This window comes from Verrucosispora sp. WMMD703 (assembly GCF_049178935.1).
In the GTDB taxonomy this organism is placed as follows: Bacteria; Actinomycetota; Actinomycetes; order Mycobacteriales; family Micromonosporaceae; genus Micromonospora; species Micromonospora sediminimaris.
In genome coordinates, this window is record NZ_JBMHMM010000004.1 from 5,997,622 (window position 1) to 6,014,884 (window position 17,263).

16 protein-coding genes and 1 tRNA gene are annotated in these 17,263 nt (G+C 71.0%); 4 read left to right on the forward strand and 13 right to left on the reverse strand.

Annotated elements, in window-relative coordinates; genetic code table 11:
* Nucleotides 1-52: 52 nt before the first annotated feature.
* From ACN26Z_RS27845 to ACN26Z_RS27855, 3 genes are all read right to left on the reverse strand, one after another.
* Nucleotides 53-2,578 carry a putative bifunctional diguanylate cyclase/phosphodiesterase gene (locus ACN26Z_RS27845; protein ID WP_421464062.1) on the reverse strand — a complete coding sequence of 842 codons (2,526 nt, stop codon included), beginning with the start codon at nt 2,576-2,578 and terminating at the stop codon, nt 53-55.
* A gap of 38 nt (nt 2,579-2,616) precedes the next feature.
* The gene (locus ACN26Z_RS27850) at nt 2,617-2,790 is read right to left on the reverse strand and encodes a hypothetical protein (RefSeq protein WP_170863405.1); all 174 of its coding nucleotides are present in this window, start codon (nt 2,788-2,790) and stop codon (nt 2,617-2,619) included.
* Between the two features lie 580 nt (nt 2,791-3,370).
* Nucleotides 3,371-3,454 (reverse strand) — tRNA-Tyr (locus tag ACN26Z_RS27855).
* Between the two features lie 149 nt (nt 3,455-3,603).
* Between ACN26Z_RS27855 and ACN26Z_RS27860 the strand changes: the two genes are divergently transcribed.
* Entirely contained in the window at nt 3,604-4,098 is a 495-nt protein-coding gene (locus ACN26Z_RS27860; RefSeq protein ID WP_210936658.1) for a YajQ family cyclic di-GMP-binding protein, read from the forward strand.
* 116 nt (nt 4,099-4,214) lie between these two features.
* Here ACN26Z_RS27860 and ACN26Z_RS27865 read toward each other — a convergent pair whose 3' ends face one another.
* From ACN26Z_RS27865 to ACN26Z_RS27905, 9 genes are all read right to left on the reverse strand, one after another.
* Nucleotides 4,215-4,685 carry a GNAT family N-acetyltransferase gene (locus ACN26Z_RS27865; protein WP_421464064.1) on the reverse strand — a complete coding sequence of 157 codons (471 nt, stop codon included), beginning with the start codon at nt 4,683-4,685 and terminating at the stop codon, nt 4,215-4,217.
* A gap of 223 nt (nt 4,686-4,908) precedes the next feature.
* On the reverse strand, nt 4,909-6,168 hold the full coding sequence (locus tag ACN26Z_RS27870) for an MFS transporter (RefSeq protein WP_282236811.1): 1,260 nt from the start codon (nt 6,166-6,168) through the stop codon (nt 4,909-4,911).
* Between the two features lie 224 nt (nt 6,169-6,392).
* Nucleotides 6,393-7,268, reverse strand: coding sequence for a zinc metalloprotease HtpX (htpX, locus tag ACN26Z_RS27875; protein ID WP_093403731.1), 876 nt, complete (start codon nt 7,266-7,268; stop codon nt 6,393-6,395).
* Between the two features lie 125 nt (nt 7,269-7,393).
* The gene (locus tag ACN26Z_RS27880) at nt 7,394-8,866 is read right to left on the reverse strand and encodes an NADH-quinone oxidoreductase subunit N (protein WP_421464067.1); all 1,473 of its coding nucleotides are present in this window, start codon (nt 8,864-8,866) and stop codon (nt 7,394-7,396) included.
* A 76-nt stretch (nt 8,867-8,942) separates the two neighbouring features.
* Nucleotides 8,943-10,484 carry a complex I subunit 4 family protein gene (locus ACN26Z_RS27885; RefSeq protein WP_421464069.1) on the reverse strand — a complete coding sequence of 514 codons (1,542 nt, stop codon included), beginning with the start codon at nt 10,482-10,484 and terminating at the stop codon, nt 8,943-8,945.
* Between the two features lie 76 nt (nt 10,485-10,560).
* The gene (locus ACN26Z_RS27890; RefSeq protein ID WP_421464071.1) at nt 10,561-12,510 is read right to left on the reverse strand and encodes an NADH-quinone oxidoreductase subunit L; all 1,950 of its coding nucleotides are present in this window, start codon (nt 12,508-12,510) and stop codon (nt 10,561-10,563) included.
* Nucleotides 12,507-12,893: an NADH-quinone oxidoreductase subunit NuoK gene (gene nuoK / locus ACN26Z_RS27895; RefSeq protein WP_421464073.1), complete on the reverse strand. Its 387-nt coding sequence runs from the start codon at nt 12,891-12,893 to the stop codon at nt 12,507-12,509. The genes ACN26Z_RS27890 and nuoK overlap by 4 nt, the downstream gene beginning before the upstream one ends.
* Nucleotides 12,890-13,426: an NADH-quinone oxidoreductase subunit J gene (locus tag ACN26Z_RS27900; protein WP_421464075.1), complete on the reverse strand. Its 537-nt coding sequence runs from the start codon at nt 13,424-13,426 to the stop codon at nt 12,890-12,892. The genes nuoK and ACN26Z_RS27900 overlap by 4 nt, the downstream gene beginning before the upstream one ends.
* Nucleotides 13,423-14,061, reverse strand: coding sequence for a NuoI/complex I 23 kDa subunit family protein (locus tag ACN26Z_RS27905; RefSeq protein ID WP_421464077.1), 639 nt, complete (start codon nt 14,059-14,061; stop codon nt 13,423-13,425). Before ACN26Z_RS27905 ends, ACN26Z_RS27900 begins: the two co-directional genes overlap by 4 nt.
* Nucleotides 14,062-14,373: 312 nt before the next feature.
* Between ACN26Z_RS27905 and ACN26Z_RS27910 the strand changes: the two genes are divergently transcribed.
* Entirely contained in the window at nt 14,374-14,577 is a 204-nt protein-coding gene (locus ACN26Z_RS27910) for a hypothetical protein (protein WP_421464079.1), read from the forward strand.
* A 4-nt stretch (nt 14,578-14,581) separates the two neighbouring features.
* Here the strand turns inward: ACN26Z_RS27910 and ACN26Z_RS27915 are convergent, their stop codons facing one another.
* Complete coding sequence (locus tag ACN26Z_RS27915) at nt 14,582-15,172, reverse strand: TetR/AcrR family transcriptional regulator (RefSeq protein ID WP_282236804.1); 591 nt, start codon at nt 15,170-15,172, stop codon at nt 14,582-14,584.
* Nucleotides 15,173-15,233: 61 nt separating this feature from the next.
* Here ACN26Z_RS27915 and ACN26Z_RS27920 point away from each other — a divergent pair, with 61 nt between their 5' ends.
* Both ACN26Z_RS27920 and ACN26Z_RS27925 read left to right on the forward strand, forming a co-directional pair.
* The gene (locus ACN26Z_RS27920) at nt 15,234-15,959 is read left to right on the forward strand and encodes a CPBP family intramembrane glutamic endopeptidase (protein WP_421464081.1); all 726 of its coding nucleotides are present in this window, start codon (nt 15,234-15,236) and stop codon (nt 15,957-15,959) included.
* 186 nt (nt 15,960-16,145) lie between these two features.
* Complete coding sequence (locus ACN26Z_RS27925) at nt 16,146-17,195, forward strand: glutathione S-transferase family protein (protein WP_421464083.1); 1,050 nt, start codon at nt 16,146-16,148, stop codon at nt 17,193-17,195.
* The last annotated feature ends 68 nt before the right edge of the window (nt 17,196-17,263 follow it).

A 17,263-nucleotide genomic window follows, 5' to 3' on the forward strand; every position in this document is an offset into this window, starting at 1 on the left:
CGGCCCGATCGTACTGGTGAAATCGGATCCCCAGGGAGGTCGTACGCCCAGCTCAGGGCACCACGCGCAGCCTCGGAAGCTCGCTGCTGGAGATCGACTCCGGATCGACCTGGGCACCGAACCACGCTTCCAACCGCTCGTACGGCAGTGGGCGGCTGAACAGGAACCCCTGGCCGACCTCGCAGCCGATGTCCTGGAGCAACTCCAGGGTCAGCTCGCTCTCCACGCCCTCGGCCACCACGGTGAGACCGAACTGCTGGGAGAGGGTGACGACGGCGTTGACGATCGCCAGGTCCCCCGGATCGGTGGCCATGCCCTGAACGAAGGAGTGGTCGACCTTCACCTCGTGCACCGGCAGCCGGCGCAGATGGGCCAGCGAGGAACTGCCGGTGCCGAAGTCGTCCACGGAGAGCCGTACGCCCAGGTCTCGCAGGCGGCGCAGGGTCGGGATCGGGCGCTCGGTGCCGTCCAACACGCCGGCTTCCGGAATCTCCAGGGTCAGCAGCTGCGCCGGAACGCCGTACTCCTCAAGCAACTCCCGCACCTGCTCCGGGAAGTGCTGGTCGGTGAGCGTACGCGCGGAGAGGTTGACCGCGACGGCGAGCGACTGACCGCCGTGTGCCCAGTCCCGGCTGTGCCGCAGCCCCTCCCGGAGCACGAACTCGGTGAGCCGGCCGAGCTGACCGGTGTGCTCGGCCACGGCGACGAAATCCGCCGGGGTGACCGAACCGTGCGTCGGATGCTCCCAGCGGGCCAGGCACTCCACCCCGATGAGGCGGCGGTCCCGCAGCGTCACCTTGGGCTGGTAGTAGACCTCCAGCTCGCCGTTGTCGAGGGCGTTGCGCAGGTCTCCGGCGAGACCGAGCCGGTGCAGCGACCGCGACTCCAACGCCGGCGTGTACAGCTGCACGCTGCCGGGGACCGCCTTGGCCGCCGTCGCGGCCACGTCCACCCGTTGCAGCAGGGTCGCCGGGGCGTCGCCATGATCCGGGTGTACGACCACCCCGACCGCGGTGTCCACGTCCAGCGTGAGCGAGTCGAAGACCATCTCGTCGCGGATCTGTTCCCGCAACTGGCCGGCAAGCTCCACTGCGGCGTCTGCGCTCTCCAGCCGCAGGGTCACCAGGAACTCATCGCCACCGGCCCGCCCGACCAGCGCGGCCGACGGCACACAGCCACGCAGCCGGTCGGCGACCTCGACCAGAACCTTGTCGCCCGCAGCGTGGCCGAGCGCCTCGTTCACCTGACGCAGCCGATCGACGTCGAACAGCAGCAGCGCGACCACCTCGCCGGGCGCCCGGATCCGGACCGCTTCGGCCAGCGCACCGAGGATGCGGCGCCGGTTGGGCAGCTTCGTGAGCGCATCGTGGTAGGCGTCGTGCCGCAGCCGGTCGACCAGGCGGGAATTCTCCAGCGCGACCGCGGCATGGGCGGCGACCGTCTCCAGAATCGGCACGTCGGCCGGGGCGAAGTTCCCCACGTCGCTGAGGCGGTTCACCACCTCGATCGTGCCGATGACCACCTGTCCGGAGCGCAGCGGCACGGCAATGACGTCCTTGACCTGCTGCCGAGTCAACTCGCGACGTAGTTCCGGTTCACCGCCGAGCAGTCGCCCGGCCGCCAGGGTCTGACCGGACTCCAGGGTGCGCTGACGAACCGTCACCGGGGTTTGCGCCACATCGAGCAGACCCCGATCGTCCAGCCGGGCGGTGAGCAGTACCTCCGGATGCCGGCCCTGGGCCGGCAGCCACAGCGTGGCGTACTCGGCCTGCATCAGGGCCCGGATACGTCCCAGCAGGATGTCTGCGAGATTTCCCTCCGCACCGACACTGGCCATCGCGCGGGTCAGCTCGTACATGTCACCGAGAGTGCGGTGCTGCCGGAGGAAACGCGCGTATGACCGGTAGAGCAGCACGCCCGCAATGGTGATCGCCCCCAACAGCAGGGTCGACCACAGGGTGCTGGCCAGGGCGATCAGGATGAGTAGACCGATCGCGACGTTCAGCGCGAGAGTGAGGAAGAGCTGAACCGCCGTACTTGCCGTCTCCCGGGAGCCCTGCCAGCCCTGCAGCAGGGTGATCACGCCGACCACCGCGACCAGGCTGATGAGGCTGTTCGCGGTGATCGCGGCGAACAGGACCGCCCACGTGCCCGGGCCGACCCCGTCGAACGGCAGCGCCACCGCCACGACAAGTCCCGCGACCGAGACCCCGGCCGCATCTCTTGCCACGTTGAACCACAGCTTCGGCGGCGGATAACGACGGTAGGCCTGCGTGATGATCGCCGCGCAGGTCGCAATCACCACGACCAGCAGCGGGCTGAGGCTGTAGAAGGCGAGAACCAGTGGTATCTCGGTGAGGGTGACGACAAAAGCCTGCCGCCGGACGACGAAACTCAGGGTCGGGATGCCCGCAATGACCATCACGACCAGCAGGAGAGCCGCCAGGAGCAGATCCCGCTCGTCGAACTCCGCGGTGAAGACCAGTATGGCGATGCTGGCAACGGCCAGCGCCGCGAGGGGCGTGGTGATCAGCCAAGCGGTCGCGATCGGGCGGCGCGGTGCCTCTCTAGTCGGCACGCAGGTGCCCCCTCACCAGATTGCCGAGTGCCTCCCGGTCAGCGTGTGCTCGAAACGACCACATCGTCTGGTGCGGGGGCGCCCCACTCAAGGCCGTTGGCCTGGAGCGGGTTGTTCTCCCACCCGATACCGACGAACTGCGCATCGCCGAATCCGACCACGGCAGCACTCACCGTAGCGAGCATGGCGATTGCCGCGACTGCGGCAAGCACTCGACCACTCCTTCGACGAGACATCGGGAGCACTCCTGCCTTCGGGGGTGTAGTGACGGGTACGCCGATCGTGCCACAGCCCAGGCAGCCGGAAAAGCCAGCGAACGGGCATAGCCGTCCCCCGGACGTGCGACCAGCCGTCGTCGACCGGCTTCTGGGCCGGTAGCACCCCATCGGAGCATCTGAGGGTGCCCAAAACGACAAGGCACCGGTTTTGCCGGTATTGGCCGGAAAACCACGAACCTGGCAGGTTCGCGTACACGTCGCTCCACCACTCTCGCCGCTCCGCGCCCCGCGGTCAACGTCCACTCGCGAGAGTGGCGCACATGCGACGCAACAGACGGCAGCACGGCCCCAGGTCCCCGGACAGCCACCTCCCCAGCACCGAGGAACAGCGAACAGAGTCAATGTACGCCCGCCACCCCGTCGGGCCACGCCCAGGATCGTCGATGTGGTGGACCGGCCGAGCGGTGGTCAACCCGATCAGGCGCGGGCACCGCTCACCGAACGGGGACGCGACGTAGGCCCACGAAAGAGCCCCCTCACCAGATCTCGCTGGTGAGGGGGCTCTTTGTGCACCTGGTGGCGGGTAGAGGATTCGAACCTCTGTAGCTTTCGCGACGGATTTACAGTCCGCTCCCATTGGCCGCTCGGGCAACCCGCCAGGGCGTACCACCGCACCGTGGCGCGGCGGCGGAAGCAAGGATAGCGGCTCCACCCGTTGCCGCCGCAACCGGGTACCGTCAGGGGGTCGTACCCCTGGGCAACCAGGGCCAAAGGATCACAAAACAGCCAGACAGCAGGAGCATGAGTATGGCAGCGAACCCGTCGTTCGACATCGTGAGCAAGGTCGATCGCCAGGAGGTCGACAACGCCCTCCGGCAGGCGGACAAGGAGCTCGGGACGCGGTTCGACTTTCGGGGCACGGGCGCCGAGATCTCCTGGTCGGGTGAGGAGGCGATCAGCCTCCAGGCGGAGACCGAGGAGCGGGTCCGGGCCGCGTTGGACGTGTTCAAGGAGAAGTTGGTCAAGCGGAACATCTCGCTGAAGTCGCTGGACGCGGGTGATCCTCGCCCCTCGGGCAAGGTTTTCAAGCTCGACGCCAAGGTGATCCAGGGCATCGACCAGGACAAGGCGAAGGCGATCAGCAAGAAGATCCGCGACGAGGGTCCCAAGGGCGTCCAGGCCCAGATCCAGGGCGACCAGCTGCGGGTCACCGGCAAGAAGAGGGACGACCTTCAGGCGGTCATCGCGCTGCTCAAGGCCGAGGATTTCGGCGTGGCCCTCCAGTTCACCAACTACCGCTAAGTCGTCTCGAACCGGCCGCGTCGATCCGTCGCCGCCAGCGATTGTTGCGCTCCACAGCTCGATGCGTTGACCGGAGCGCTGCCACGGATCCGGCGTGCTCCTCCGAACGGTCTGGTTCAGTCGTCGCGCCGGTGGCGCAGCCAGAGGTACGGCAGGGGTTGGCCCCGGTTCCACTGATCCGCCTCGTCCGAGGGAACCAGTTCAAAGCCGGCGGCGGTGTAGCAGCGCAGCGCCGGAGCGTTGTCGGGATGCAATCGCATCAGCACCGTCGGGTGGTGGTCCCGCGCCAGGTTGGTGAGCAGGGTGACCATCAGACGGCCCAGGCCCCGGCCGCGCAGCGCCGGGGCCACGATGAGTCGGGCCAACTCCACCTCGGCCTCGTCGTCGTCGAGCCACAGCTCGCCGTAGCCGGCCGGTTCTCCGTCGAGGAGTGCGAGGTACGCGAGCACGTCGGGCTCGGTTCCCCAGCGCCTGACGTTCTCCGCTGTCACTCGGTCGCGGGAGCACCAGCGACGACTCTCCTCGGCAGAGGTCGCCCAGCTCGCCACGACGGCCGGATGGGTCGGGCCCAGCGCGGTCAGCTCCATGAACCGCCTCCTCGGCACGCGAGGCTACCGCCCAACGGGAGAACCTCCGCCGGCCGGCCCGGCCCACCTGACCGGGCCGGCCGGGCGTCGGGATCCGCGTCAACGGGCGAAGATCAGCAGCAGGACGACCGTCAGGATCGCGCTCACCAGGATCGAACCCAGACAGCCGATCCGGTTCGAGAAGAAGAGGAACATCCGGCCGTCGTACCCATCATTGCGCGGGTCAGGCCGCGGCGGGCTGCTCGGCCCGGACGGCGGTGGCCTCCGCGCGGGCGATGGGGCCGGCCGGCAGCGCGGCGACCGCCGCTCCGACGGCAAGTGCGAACCCGGCGAACAGGAAGGCCCAGGGCACCCCGCCGGCATGGTCGACGATCAGGCCGGAGACGGCGCCGCCGACCGCGCTCGCACCTACCGACATGGTCACCACCCAGGTGTACGCCTCGTTCAGCATGCTGGTCGGCGAGATCCGCCCGACCAGGGTGTTTTCCAGAGTCAGCGCGGGAGCGATGGCGGCTCCGCCGATCACCAGGGCGGCGCCCAGTGCGACTGGCGTCGGCATCACGGCGAAGACAGCGAAGCTGCCGGCGAGCACGGCGAGCAGCCAGGCGAACAGGCGGGTCATGTTGCGGGCCGGCCGGCGGACGCCGAACCAGAACCCCCCGATCGCACTGCCGACCCCCCAGACGGCCAACAGCACGCCGGCGAGGCTGTTCGGGTCGTCGGGGCTGTAGCGGGTGGCAAACGCCGGAACGGTCACGCCGGCCGCACCGAAGGCGATGCCGATGCTGGCCACGCAGAGCAGCAGCGCCGGAAAGCCGGCGACCCGAAGCGGACCGAGGCCACGGGCATGATGTTCCCGGGCGTGCGGGCGCCAGCCGCGCATGGCCTGGCCGAGCGCAACCGACAGGGTGCCGACCAGGGTCACCACGGCGGCACCGATCAGCGCCGCCCCCGCGTCGGCGACCAGCACGAACCCGGCCACCAGCAGTGGACCGAGCACGAAAACGATCTCGAAGAGGGTGGTTTCGGCGGCAAGTGCGGTGTTGCGCAGGTAGTACCGACCGGAGTCGATGTTGGTCAGGCCGTTCCAGGCACCACGGATCGCGGCGGTCATCGGCGGGTACGTTCCACCGGCCGCCGCCGAAGCCAGCAGGACCAGCGCGAAGGGCGCGCTATCGGCGCGGGCCGCCCAGAGCAGCCCCATCAGGGCCAACGGGTGGGCGATCGCGGTGCCGAGCAGCACCGGGGTGGGACCGATCCGGTCGGCGATCCGGCCAGCCACCGGGCTCAGCGTGGCGCCGGATAGGGCGTAGCAGCCGCCGGCCGCGGCGGCCAACGAGTAGCGGCCGGTCACCCCTTCGACGACGAGCAGCAACGCGAGTGGCGTCATGCCGATCCCGAGTCGCCCGATGATGCCGGTGATCAGCAGGGTCGGTGCGCCCGGAATCTGCCAGACAGCCAGATACCGGCGCAGCCCAGCCACAGCGGACCTCCACGAGATGTAATGAGCGAGACTCAGTTAGACCCTAACGTCCCCGGTCCGGCCGACCCCGCGGTCCGGCCCTGTGGCGGCGCTCACCCGGTTCCCGGGATGCCGCAATCTGCTCTCTCGAACCGCCTCCGAGCGGCCGGCATACCGCAACTCGTGCTGCCCTTCCACCCCGGCGAGGGACTGTGCCGCCCGCGCCGGTGCTGGGTCCGGGCGGGTCAGCGCTGGTAACGCACGGGGCCCGTCTGGCTCGCCAACTGCTCAAGCCGGGCGACCCGCTGCTCCATCGGCGGGTGGGTGGCGAAGAGCGCGGCCACCCCGCCACCCCGGAACGGGTTGGCGATCATGAGGTGCGCGGTGCTGGTGAGCTGCCCCTCGGCCGGCAACGGCCGCCGCTGGGCACCCATGTGGATCTTGCGCAGGGCGCTGGCCAGCGCCAGCGGGTCCCCGGTCAGTTCGGCACCCGAGGCGTCCGCCTGGAACTCACGGCTCCGGCTGATCGCCAGCTGGATGACGGTGGCCGCGATCGGCCCCAGGATGATGGTGAGCAGCAGGACCAGCGGGTTCGGGCCGTCCTCGTCGCTGTTGCCGCCCAGCGGGATGAACAGGGCGAGATTCGCCAGCATGGTGATGATGCCGGCGAGGCCGGCCGCCACGCTGGAGATGAGGATGTCCCGGTTGTAGACGTGCGACAGCTCGTGACCGATGACGCCCCGCAGCTCGCGGTAGTCGAGCAGCTCGACGATCCCCTGGGTGACGCAGACGGCCGCGTTCTGCGGGTTACGCCCGGTGGCGAACGCGTTGGGCTGGGCGGTCGGACTCACGTAGAGCCGGGGCATGGGCTGTCGGGCCTCGGCGGCCAACTCGCGAACCATGTGGTACAGCTCGGGGAACTGCGCCTCACTTACCGGTTGCGCCCGCATCGAGCGAAGTGCCAGCTTGTCGGAGTAGAAGTACGTGACGCCGTTCATCACCAGCGACACGAGTACGGCGATGACCAGGCCGCCGCTGCCGCCGAACCAGTAGCCCACCGCCAGAATCAGTGAGGTGAGCAGGCCGAGCAGCGCGGCGGTCTTCAGACGGTTGTGGTGCACGATCACTCCTTCGGTGCACGGATGCCGGGATCCGCTGACCGGTACAACACCCCGGTACCCGTCAACCATCCGTCTCATGACTGAGAGTTACCTGAGTGACGGATGGCGCGCTGGCTGGCCCGGGTTCAGCTCCCGGCGAGATCGAGCACGACCTGCGGTGCGAAGCCGACGACCAGGGCCACCACGGTCGCCACCGCCAGCGCCGCAGCCACCGCGCGGGCGGGTCGGGCGACACGGGCGGTGAGGTCTCCGGGCGGGGCGTAGAGCAGCGCGGCGGCCCGCAGGTAGTACGCCAGGCCGATGACCGCGTTCACCGCCACCACCAGGGCGAGCCAGCCGGCGTCGCCACCGAGCAGGGACCGGACCACCGTCACCTTGGCGAACAGTCCGGCCAGGCCGGGTGGCAGGCCGGCGAGGCCGATAAGCGCGAACGCCAGCCCGGCACCGACCCAGGGGTGCCGCCGTGCCGCTCCGCGCAGGTCGTCGAGCCCGCCCCCGTCGGCACCGGCCGGACGCAGGGCCACCACGCCGGCGAAAGCGGCCAGTTCCAGCAGCACGAAGAAGACGGCGTACGCCAGGGCGGCGGCGTACGCGGCAGTGCGGGCCTCCGCATCGGTGGTCAGGGCCAGCGCGCCGAGCGGGGCGAGGATGTAGCCGGCCTGGGCCACCGAGGACCAGGCGAGCAGCCGGACCGTACGCCGCTGGCGCAGGGCCACCAGGTTGCCGACGGTCATGGTCAGCGCGGCGACCAGGGCCAGCACCGGCCCGGTCACCTCCGGCGGCAACGCCTGCCGCACCACTGCCAGCAGCGCGACCACCCCGCCGAGCTTGGACGCGGTCGACAGGTACGCGGCCACCGGCAGTGGTGCCCCGTCGTAGGTGGCCGGCGCCCAGGCGTGGAACGGCACCGCCGCCACCTTGAACGCCAGTCCCGCCACCACGAGCGTCACCGCGACAGTGGTCAACGGCAGGTCGAGCAGCGCCTCGTCGGCGAGGAGGGTGCCCAGCCGTTCCAGGTGCAGCCCGCCGGTGACCGCGTAGAGCAGCGCGGCACCGAGCAGGGTCAGCGTGGTGGCGACCACGCTGACCACGAAGAAGGTCACCGCCGCCTCGGCACTGGCCAGGCTGCCCCGACGCAGGCCGACCAGGACGTACAGCGGCAGGGTGAGCACCTCCACCGCCACGATCAGGGTGATCAGGTCACCGGCCGCGCCGAGCACCACGCCACCGGTCATCGAGCAGGCGAGCAGGAAGCAGTACTCCCCCACCGGGGTGTTCCCGGCCCGCAGCAGCGGCCCGGACAACGCCAGCACCCCGAGGACCAGCAGCGCCACCAGCGCCGCGACCAGGGCGGCCCGGCCGCCGAAGACGTACGAGCAGTCGGCACCGACGCAGAACGTGCGTCGCTCGGCCCCCGAGCCGACCGCCGCCGCGCCGACCGCGGTGGCGACCGCGCCGGTGACCGCCGTGGCGACGGTGGCCGGTGGCCGGGCCGCCAGCAGGTCCACCAGCAGCACCAGCACCGCCGTCCCGGCGGCCAGGTACGCCGGCAGCAGCGCCACGTGGTCGACGGCCTGCACCAGACTCGACTCGCTCATCGCGCCACCTCGCTACGCTCGGCGTCACGACGAGCCACGACCGCACTGCGCCGAATAAATCGCTCGCTACGCTCGCTCATCGCGCCACCACTCCCACCAGGGCCTCGACCGGAGCTTCGGCGACGCCCAGCACCAGCGTCGGGGCCAGCCCGACGGCCAGCGCGAGGAGGACCAGTGGCGCCCAGGCGACCAGTTCGGCTCCGGCCAGCTTGGGCCCGAGCGCGGCGACCGCCGGGCTGGGCTCGCCGTGGGTCACCCGCCGCAACAGTCGCAGCAGGTACGCCGCCGTCAGTGCCCCGCCGATCGCGGCCAGCACCGCCAGCGTGGTCCACAGCGCACCACCCGACTCGACGGCGGCGACCACGGCGAACGCCTCGCCCCAGAAGCCGGCCAGCCCGGGCAGCCCCAGCGAGGCGACCGCCGCGAACGCGAGCAGCCCGGACAGGCGCGGGGCGGTCTCCCGCAGCCCGGACAGCTCGCTGAGCGCGCCGGTGTGGGTACGGTCCTTGATCGCGCCCGCCAGGAAGAACAGCAGACCGGTGATGATGCCGTGGGCGACGTTGCCGATCAGCGCCGCCTGGATGCCGGTGGCGGTCAGGGTGGCGACTCCCAGCAGGACGAAGCCCATGTGCCCGACACTTGAGTACGCGATCAGCCGCTTCAACTCGCTCTGCGCCAGGCAGACCAGCGAGCCGATCAGGATGGCGGCGACGGCGAGCACACCGAGCACCGGTGCCGCCCACCTGGCGCCCTCGGGGGCCACCCCGACGGCGACCCTGATCAGACCGTACGTGCCCATCTTGAGCAGCACCCCGGCGAGCAGCACGCTACCGACGGTGGGTGCCTGGGTGTGCGCGTCGGGCAGCCACGAGTGCAGCGGCCACAGCGGGCTCTTCACCGCGAAGGCCAGCGCGAGCAGGGTGAAGGCGGCGAGCTGGGTGGTGCGGGACAGCTCGGTGCCGCCGGTCAGCGCCACGATGTCGGCGGTGCCGGCGGCGGCCACCACCACGTACACGCCGACCAGCAGCAGCACCGAACCGAACAGGGTGTAGAGGGCGAACTTCCGCCCCGCCCGCCGCCGCGCGTCCAGTGCCGCCGGGTCGGTGCCGTCGCCGCCCCAACCGACGATGATCGCGTACATCGGCAGCAGCACGACCTCGAAGAAGAGGAAGAACAGCACCAGGTCGAAGGCGAGGAAGGTGCCGAGGATGCCGACCTCGACGACCAGCAGCAGCGCCACCAGGGCCCGGCCGTCGCCTCCGCCCGGCACCCGCCACAGGGTGTAGCCGCAGCAGAGCAGGGTCAGCAGGGCGGTGAGCACCACCAGCGGCCAGGAGATGCCGTCGACGCCCAGGTGGAAGCGCAGCTCCAGCCCGGGGACCCAGGGCAGGTCGATCGAGTGCCAGGGACGCACCGCCCCGGCGGCGTCCTGGGGCGCGTACGCCGACCATGCGGCGTTCCGGCCGGCGACCAGCGACGCCGCCGCGACGAGGGTGAGTGCGGCGGCCACGGTGCCCACGATCCGCGCCGCCCGGTCGCGGGGCGTCGCCGCCACCGCCAGCGCGCCGAGCGCCGGCACCGCGAGTACCGAGACCAGCAGGAACTCCCCGACGTTCATGCCGGCCCCCCGCTGACCGGCGGGCCGGCAGGCGGCACCGGGACGCCGGGTAGGTGGTGTGCTCGCTGACGTTCGCTCATGCCGTCGCTCCGATCAGGGCCGCCGCGGCCAGGCCGATCAGCAGCGCGCCGGCCAGCACCGCGGCGGCGGCCCGGGGCAGCGCCGCGCGGTGCAGGACGCCCAGCCTGCCGCCGAGGGCACCCACGGCGCGTCCGGTGCCGGTGACCGCACCGTCCACCACCCGCTCGTCGGCGGTACGCGCCGCGCGCGCAATCGCGGTGGTCGGGCGTACGACCAGGGTGTGCTGCACGTCGTCGAGCCGGAACGCGCGGGCGAAGACCGGCCGCAGCGGACCGAGCGCGGCCACCGGGTCGGCACCGCCGCCCCGCCGCCACCCGACCCACGCCAGGCCGGCACCGATCACCAGCAGCGCCAGCGGCAGCAGCACGGTCGGGGTGAGGTGAATCAGCGCGTCCGGCGGCAGCAGATCCGACACGGCGTCGGGAGCGACGGGCAGGGTGGCTTGCAGTTGGCGGGAGAACCAGCCCGGAAAGCCGGCCAGGCCGAGCAGGGCCGCCGGTACGGCCAACGCCAGCACCGGCCAGCGCAGCACGGCCTGCGGATCGTGTGGCGGCCGGTCAAGCGGGGTGCGGGGCGCACCGAAGTAGGTGCCAAGCAACAGCCGGGTGGCATACCAGGCGGTGACGGCGACACCGACCAGCCCGGCGAGCCAGACCAGCCAGCCCACCCAGGCCGGTGCCGGGCCGTCGCCGTGCAGGGCGGCCTGCTCGGCGGCGGCGAGCACCCCCTCCTTGCTCCAGAAACCGGAGAGCGGCGGTACGCCGGCCAGCGCGCCGAGCCCGATCACCGTGCACCAGAAGGTCACCGGCATGCTGCGCCGCAGCCCGCCCATCCGGGACATCAGGGTGGTGCCGACGGCGTGGATCACCGCACCGGCGGCGAGGAACAGCAGTGCCTTGAACGCCGCGTGGGTGAGCAGGTGGAACAGCGCGGCCGGCGGGGATCCGACGGCGAGCGCCCCGGTCATGTAGCCGATCTGCGACACCGTCGACCAGGCGAGTACCCGCTTGATGTCGTCCTGGGCGGTGGCGGCCAGCGCGCCGAGCAGCAGGGTCACCGAGGCCATCACGCCGAGCACGACAAGCGCGGTCGGGGTGGCCTCGAAGAGCGGCCACAGCCGGGTGACCGCGTACACGCCGGCGGCCACCATGGTCGCGGCGTGGATCAGCGCGGAGATCGGGGTCGGTCCGGCCATCGCGTCGGGCAGCCAGGTGTGCAGCGGGAACTGGGCGCTCTTGCCGGCTACCCCGGCGAGCAGCAGCAGGCAGGCGGCGGTGAGCGTGGTGGTGCCGTGGTCGTGGGTGAGCACGTCGGCGATCCGGAAGCTGCCCGCCGAGACGCCGAGCAGCGCGATGCCGAGCAGGAAGCCGACGTCACCGACCCGGGTGACCAGGAACGCCTTCATCGCGGCGGCCGGCGCCTCCGGCAGCCGCCGGTCGTGGGCGATGAGCAGGTACGAGCAGAGGCCCATCACCTCCCAGCCGACCAGCAGCAGGATCAGGTCCCCGGAGACCACCACCAGCAGCATCGCGGCGGTGAAGAGGCTGACCTGCGCCGCGTACGGCGGGTAACGGTGGTCGGGTTCCTCGGGTGGCCCCTGCCGCAGGTAGCCGGTCGAGTAGATCTGCACCGCCAGGGCGACCGTGGTGACCGCGACGGCGACCAGGGCGGCGGCACCGTCGAGGCGTACCCCGAGGGTGACGGTGAGCCCGCCCAACTCGATCCAGGTGTTCGAAGATTCGGCCGGGCCGTCCAGGGTGACCAGCAGGGCCACCGCCAGGGCGAGCGCCCCGGCCGCGCCAGCGATGCCAACGGTGGCGGCCACCCGGCGGGCCGCCGCCTCGCCGATGGCCGCGCCCCGCGGCGACGGTGGCAGCAGCAGGCCGGTCAGGCCGGCGAGCAGCGGTACGGCCGGCAGCAACGCACCAAACGTCGTGACGCTCACCGCGGTCCCTCCGGTTCGCTTCCGACGGCCCGTGACGCCTGGCCGACCGTCGTGGCGGCGACCGGTTCCGCGGCGTGCTGTTCGGTCAGGGGGATCTCGTCGACGGCGACGCTGGCCCGCATCCGGTAGAGCTGGAGCACGATCGCCAGACCCACCCCGATCTCGGCGGCGGCCAGCACGATCACGAACAACGCGAAGACCTGCCCGCCGTGCGGCAGTACCGCCTTCGCCGTGGTGTCGGCGGTGACCAGGATCAGGTTCACCGCGTTGAGCATCAGCTCGACGGACATCAGCACCAGCACCGCGTTGCGCCGCCGCAGCACGCCGTACACGCCGAGGCCGAACAGGAGCGCGGCGGTGACGTACGGAATGACCGGCCTCACCGCGACCGCCCCCGATCGCCCGTCGCGTCGTCCCTGCTGGCGCCGATGTCGGGGCGGGACAGCACGATGGCCCCCACAAGTGCCGAGAGCAGCAGCACCGACAGCACCTCGAAGGGCAGCACCCAACTGCTGAAGACCTGCTCACCGAGACGCTCGGCGGTGCCCGCCTCGGGCAGCTCCACGGTCGTCCAGCGGTACGCGTCGACGAGCAACGCCGCCAACCCGAGCCCCACCCCACCGCCGATCAGCGCGGCCGGCCAGCCGGGGCGGTCCAGATCGTCCGAGGCGCCGATCGGCGCACGGGTCAGCATCACGGCGAACAACAGCAGCACCACCACCGCGCCGACGTAGATCAACACCTGGACCCAGGCGACCAGTTCGGCGGCGAGTACCAGGTACATGCCGGCCACCGCGCCGAGGCAGACCACCAGGTAGAGACCCGCGCGGACCAGGTGCCGGGTGGCCACCACAAGCACCGCCGAGCCGACCGCCACCGCGCCGAGGGCGAGCAGCAGCGCGTCCACCCCGGTCACGCGGACGTACCTTCGTCGTCGGCGGCGCGGGGTGGTGCGGGCCGGCGCTCGGGCCGTACCCCCGGGGTGGTCGGACGGGCGGCGGACGAGCCCGGGACGGCGGCCTTGCGCGCGGCGGCGGTCTCCTCCTTGGCCGGCTCGCCGTTCGGGTCGTGCGCCGGTGGCGGCGGGACCGTCGCCATCCACTCGCCCAGGTGGTCCTTGTCGTGCAGCAGGTCCTTGATGTCGTACTCGGCGTACTCGAACTCCGGCGACCAGTAGAGGGCGTCGAAGGGGCAGACCTCGATGCAGATGCCGCAGTACATGCAGAGCGAGAAGTCGATGTCGAACCGGTCGAGCACGTTGCGCTGCCGGGCCCGGGCGGCGCCCGGCACCGCCACCTCCTCCTTGTGCGAGTCGATGTAGATACACCAGTCCGGACACTCGCGGGCGCAGAGCATGCAGACCGTGCAGTTCTCCTCCAACAGCGCGATCACCCCACGCGAGCGGGGTGGCAGCTCCGGGGCGACGTCCGGGTACTGCGCCGTGGTGGAGCGTTTTGTCATCGTCTTCAACGTGACGGCGAGCCCCTTGACCAAGCCGCTGCCGGGCAGGCCGGTCGCCTCGCTTCGCTCGCGCTCGCTCATGCCGAACATCCTGCCCTGTGGGCACGGCGCGCGCGACCACCACCCGGGGGTAGCCGGTAGTACCGTCGCCACGGGGAGAACGACACGCCGAAAGGACCCGTCAATGACCGCCGCGCTGCACGACGACTACCTGGCGCCGGGCGAGTGGACGACGGACGACCTCGACCGCCTGCCCGACGACGGCCGCCGCCGTGAACTCCTGGACGGACAACTGATCGTGTCGCCCTCCCTCACGCGACTGCACCAATCCATCGCAATGCTGCTCGGCGCCGCCTTGCAGGAGACCTGCCCCGCCGAGTTCGACGTCACCCAGGGGAGTCGGTGCGGACGTCCCGCACCCGGTTCCTCATTCCCGACCTGCTGGTCACCGAGCTGGACGCGGCTGCCCGCAACCCCTCCTCCTACCTGCCGAACGAGGTTCTGCTGGCGGTGGAGATCGTCTCCCGGACGAGCGACGGCATCCTGTTGGCCGACCCGTGGGACATGGACACCCCTCTCGCCCGGATCACTCCCCGCTCCCGCTGACCTGTCACGACTGTCTCTTCAGACTGGCGAAATGGGCGTTGACCTCGGCGCGAGCCTCGGCAGGGCTGAGCGCGGTCGACAGCAGGCGGACCGTCAGCCCGTCCAGCAGTGTGGCGAGCCCGCTCGCCGCCGCCGGCACGTCGACGTCCGGAGCGATGCTGCCGTCCGCGCGGGCCTCGTCGATCAGGCGTTCAAGATTGCCGCGTAGCTCGGCGGCGTTGTCCCGCAGCACGCCGGCGATCCGCTCGTCGATCAGGGATTCGGCGGTGAGCACCAACCAGACCCGCGCCTCGAAGATCCGGTCGGCGTCCAGGGGCACGAGTTCCAGTACGGCGAGCCGCAGTGTGTCCAGGGCGGTCGGTCCGGTCCGAATCATCCGAGCCCGGTCGACGACCCGGTCGACCAGATGCGCCATCGCGGCCCGAACCATCAGTTCCCGGGTCGGTAAATAGTGCTGGGCGGTGGCCAGTGGCATCCCCGCCTCACCCGCGACGGCCCGGACCGTCGTCCCGGCCGCCCCGGTACGACTCAGCACGGTGCAGGCGGCGGCACCGAGTCGCCGCCTGCGCTCCTCGTGATCGACCACCTTCGGCATGAGGCGATGATACGTTATAGGTCGCTTGACCTAAATAGGTCGCCTGACTAACATTAAGGCGATGAGTACGCAGACCGCCCCGGCCCCACCCACCCCGAGCCCGACCGCGACCCGGTTCACCTGGCTCGACCTGGTGATCGTCCTCGCGGTTGGCTTCGGCCTGGCAAACGCCACGGTGGCCGACCTGCTCGCCCAAGGGCCGGCCGCACTCGGCGCCTCCGAGGTGGTCGCCCTGGGTGTCGCCTGGCTTGCGATCAACAGCGTCCAGCTGCTGGTCGGAATCGCCGTGACATACCACCGGTTCGGTGCGGTACGCGCTCCACTCCTGCTGCACCGCCCACGGCCCGCGCAGCTACGCGCGGCAGGCGGCTGGGGTCTGGCAAAGGCGGCGTTCACCCTCGCCCTGCTGCTCGTCCTGCCGGCGGCGCTGACCGCCGACGGCGGCGGCGAGGGCGGCTACCCGGCCGGCCCGTTGCTGGCCCAGTTCACCTTCGCCCTCTTCTTCGCGGCCATCGCCTCACCGATGTACGAGGAGGTGCTCTACCGGGGCGTCTTCTTCCAGGGGGTGGCCGCCCGACTGCCGGCCGTCGCCGCGCTCCTGACCTCTGCCGCCCTCTTCGCGGTGATGCACCTGCCCCGAGGCTTCAACGCCATAAGCGCGTTCGCCGCCGGTCTGCTCTTCGCCTGGTTGCTGCGGCGGCACCGGAACCTGTGGGTACCGATCGTCGCCCACGCGGTGAGCAACGGCAGCCTGGTCGCGCTCGCCTTCGCCGCGCAGGCCGCCTGATCACCGCCGGGCGGCAACCGCCCTCGGCCTTCGACACTGCACGGCCTCACCGACTCCCGATTCGCCGCCGGTACACCGCTCGCATGCGCCGAGCCGGCGGACGGGCAGGCGCGCTCGCCGAGCCGGCGGACGGGGCATCAGCCATGATGGGACCGGACGCGAGCTGGCACGGCAGAGAGCGGGACGATGACGGAGAACAACGGCGCAGACCGGACTCAGACCGCCGGGAAGTACGTCGAGCCAGGTGAGTTCAAGCGGGACCAGAACTACATCACCACCCGGATCACCGCCGACGGGCGGGACGGCTACCCGGTCGAGCCGGGCCGCTACCGACTGGTGGTCAGCCGTGCCTGCCCGTGGGCCAACCGTCTGATCATCGTGCGGCGACTGCTGGGCCTGGAGGACGCCATCTCGATGGGCGTCGCCGGTCCGACGCACGACGCGCGGAGCTGGACCTTCGATCTCGACCCCGACGGGCGGGACCCGGTGCTCGGCATCGAGCGCATCCAGGAGGCCTACTTCGCGCGCTACCCGGACTACCCCCGGGGCATCACCGTGCCGGCCATCGTGGACGTGCCCACCGGACAGGTGGTTACCAACGACTACGCCCAGATGAGCCTGGACCTGTCCACCGAATGGAGCGCGTACCACCGTCCCGGTGCGCCGAAGCTCTATCCGGAGCACCTGCGTGGCGAGATCGACGAGGTAAACGCGGTGGTCTTCGCCGACGTCAACAACGGCGTCTACCGGTGCGGCTTCGCCGGCAGCCAGAAAGCGTACGAGCGGGCGTACCGGCGGCTGTTCGACCGGCTCGACTGGCTCAGTGAACGACTCGCCGGGCAGCGCTACCTGGTCGGCGACACGATCACCGAGGCCGACGTCCGACTGTTCACCACGCTTGTCCGCTTCGACCCGGTTTACCACGGCCACTTCAAGTGCAACCGGCAGAAGCTCAGCGAGATGCCGGTGCTGTGGGCGTACGCCCGGGATCTGTTCACCACGCCCGGTTTCGGTGACACGATCGACTTCGACCACATCAAGCGGCACTACTACGAGGTGCACCGCGACATCAACCCGACCGGCGTGGTACCGCTCGGCCCCGACCTGTCGAACTGGCTGGAGCCCCACGACCGCGAGTCCCTCGGCGGCCACCCCTTCGGCACCGGTACCCCACCCGCACCCCCCACCCCCGCCGAACGCGTAAACCCCGCCCACACCCCCCTCCCCACCCCCTAGCCCCGCCCACCCCGCGCGACGTCCGGGTTGATCAAGAAGTTTTGGTCGGGATCCGCGCGGATCCCGAC